Origin of the sequence: Kribbella sp. NPDC050124 (genome assembly GCF_044460355.1) — a bacterium.
GTDB lineage: Bacteria > Actinomycetota > Actinomycetes > Propionibacteriales > Kribbellaceae > Kribbella.
Map to the genome: position 1 here is coordinate 1 of NZ_JBITJU010000070.1, position 2,665 is coordinate 2,665.

Genomic DNA, 2,665 nt, shown 5'->3' on the forward strand with positions numbered 1-2,665 from the left:
TTCAAAGGATCACTTTTTGTGAGTCTGTTTTCCGCGGCCTCTTCGGGGGTTGTGGTTGACTTATAGATTTCAACGGAGAGTTTGATCCTGGCTCAGGACGAACGCTGGCGGCGTGCTTAACACATGCAAGTCGAGCGGTAAGGCCCCTTCGGGGGTACACGAGCGGCGAACGGGTGAGTAACACGTGAGCAACCTACCCTCAACTTCGGGATAAGCCTCGGAAACGGGGTCTAATACCGGATATCACCACTTTCCTCATGGTTTGTGGTTGAAAGTTCTGGCGGTTGGGGATGGGCTCGCGGCCTATCAGCTTGTTGGTGGGGTAATGGCCTACCAAGGCGTCGACGGGTAGCCGGCCTGAGAGGGCGACCGGCCACACTGGGACTGAGACACGGCCCAGACTCCTACGGGAGGCAGCAGTGGGGAATATTGCGCAATGGACGAAAGTCTGACGCAGCAACGCCGCGTGAGGGATGACGGCCTTCGGGTTGTAAACCTCTTTCAGCAGGGACGAAGCGAGAGTGACGGTACCTGCAGAAGAAGGACCGGCCAACTACGTGCCAGCAGCCGCGGTAATACGTAGGGTCCGAGCGTTGTCCGGAATTATTGGGCGTAAAGGGCTCGTAGGCGGTTCGTCACGTCGGGAGTGAAAACTCGGAGCTTAACTCCGAGCCTGCTTCCGATACGGGCAGACTAGAGGTAGGCAGGGGAGAGCGGAACTCCTGGTGTAGCGGTGGAATGCGCAGATATCAGGAAGAACACCGGTGGCGAAGGCGGCTCTCTGGGCCTTACCTGACGCTGAGGAGCGAAAGCGTGGGTAGCGAACAGGATTAGATACCCTGGTAGTCCACGCCGTAAACGTTGGGCGCTAGGTGTGGGGGACATTCCACGTCCTCCGTGCCGCAGCTAACGCATTAAGCGCCCCGCCTGGGGAGTACGGCCGCAAGGCTAAAACTCAAAGGAATTGACGGGGGCCCGCACAAGCGGCGGAGCATGCGGATTAATTCGATGCAACGCGAAGAACCTTACCTGGGTTTGACATATAGGGAAATCCTCCAGAGATGGGGGGTCCGTAAGGGTCCTATACAGGTGGTGCATGGCTGTCGTCAGCTCGTGTCGTGAGATGTTGGGTTAAGTCCCGCAACGAGCGCAACCCTCGTCCTATGTTGCCAGCACGTTATGGTGGGGACTCATAGGAGACTGCCGGGGTCAACTCGGAGGAAGGTGGGGATGACGTCAAGTCATCATGCCCCTTATGTCCAGGGCTTCACGCATGCTACAATGGCCGGTACAAAGGGCTGCGAAGCTGTAAGGTGGAGCGAATCCCAAAAAGCCGGTCTCAGTTCGGATTGGGGTCTGCAACTCGACCCCATGAAGTCGGAGTCGCTAGTAATCGCAGATCAGCAACGCTGCGGTGAATACGTTCCCGGGCCTTGTACACACCGCCCGTCACGTCATGAAAGTCGGCAACACCCGAAGCCGGTGGCCTAACCCTTGTGGAGGGAGCCGTCGAAGGTGGGGCTGGCGATTAGGACGAAGTCGTAACAAGGTAGCCGTACCGGAAGGTGCGGCTGGATCACCTCCTTTCTAAGGAGCACTTGGCAACCCGCTTAGTGGTTGTCCATGTCATCGCCTGCTCGGACGAGTGTTCCGAGGGTGATGGTGCTTCGGACTGTGGAACATTGACCATTAGGCCGGGATCTCGATCGGTCGAGCTAGTACTACTCCTTGTGGGTGTGGAACGTGAGAGCGTGAGAGTGAGTGGCCGAGGCGCGCTGTTGGGTCCTGAGGAATCGGGCCTTCCCCTCCGGGGGTTGGATCGTTTCTTCTGGGTCATCGCTCGACCGGTGACGGTTGGGTGGGTGGCTGGGGCCGGCCTTCGTCAAACCGTTGCGAGGGTTTCTTGTCTGGGTGGTTTGTTTCCCTGGGTGAGGATCTCGTCGTGATAGGTGGCGGGTGTGGTTCGGTTTCTGCCCGTATTTTGAGAACTGTATAGTGGACGCGAGCATCTCTTTGTAGCGTTTTTGCATGTTTGTTGTTGTGACAAGCTACTAAGGGCAATCGGTGGATGTCTTGGTACCAAGAGCCGATGAAGGACGTTGGAGCCTGCGATAAGCCCCGGGGAGTTGGCAACCGAGCTGTGATCCGGGGGTGTCCGAATGGGGAAACCCAGCTGGCATTCTAAAGCCAGTTACCAGTGCCTGAACACATAGGGTTCTGGAGGGAACGCGGGGAAGTGAAACATCTCAGTACCCGCAGGAAGAGAAAACAATTGTGATTCCGTGAGTAGTGGCGAGCGAAAGCGGATGAGGCTAAACCATGTGCGTGTGATAGCCGGCGTGCGTTGCGTATATGGGGTTGTGGGAGCATTCAGATCTCAATGCCGTGGGATCGGGGAGTTATAAATCGCTGTTGAAGTCGAATCTTCTGGAATGTTGAGCCGTAGTGGGTTATGGCCCCGTAGGCGTAAGACAGTGACTTCCGAGTGTTTTCCCAAGTAGCACGGGACTCTTGAAATCTCGTGTGAATCTGGCGGGACCACCCGCTAAGCCTAAATACTTCTTGGTGACCGATAGCGGACTAGTACCGTGAGGGAAAGATGAAAAGTACCCCGGGAGGGGAGTGAAATAGTACCTGAAACCGGTTGCCTACAATCCGTCGGAGC

2 rRNA genes are annotated in these 2,665 nt (G+C 56.7%); both read left to right on the forward strand.

Features of this window, described 5'->3' with window-relative positions:
• The first annotated feature begins 69 nt into the window (after nucleotides 1-69).
• A 16S ribosomal RNA gene (locus ACIBL3_RS47220) occupies nucleotides 70-1,587 on the forward strand.
• Nucleotides 1,588-2,041: 454 nt separating this feature from the next.
• Nucleotides 2,042-2,665: ribosomal RNA gene (locus ACIBL3_RS47225) — 23S ribosomal RNA — on the forward strand; the annotation flags it as partial.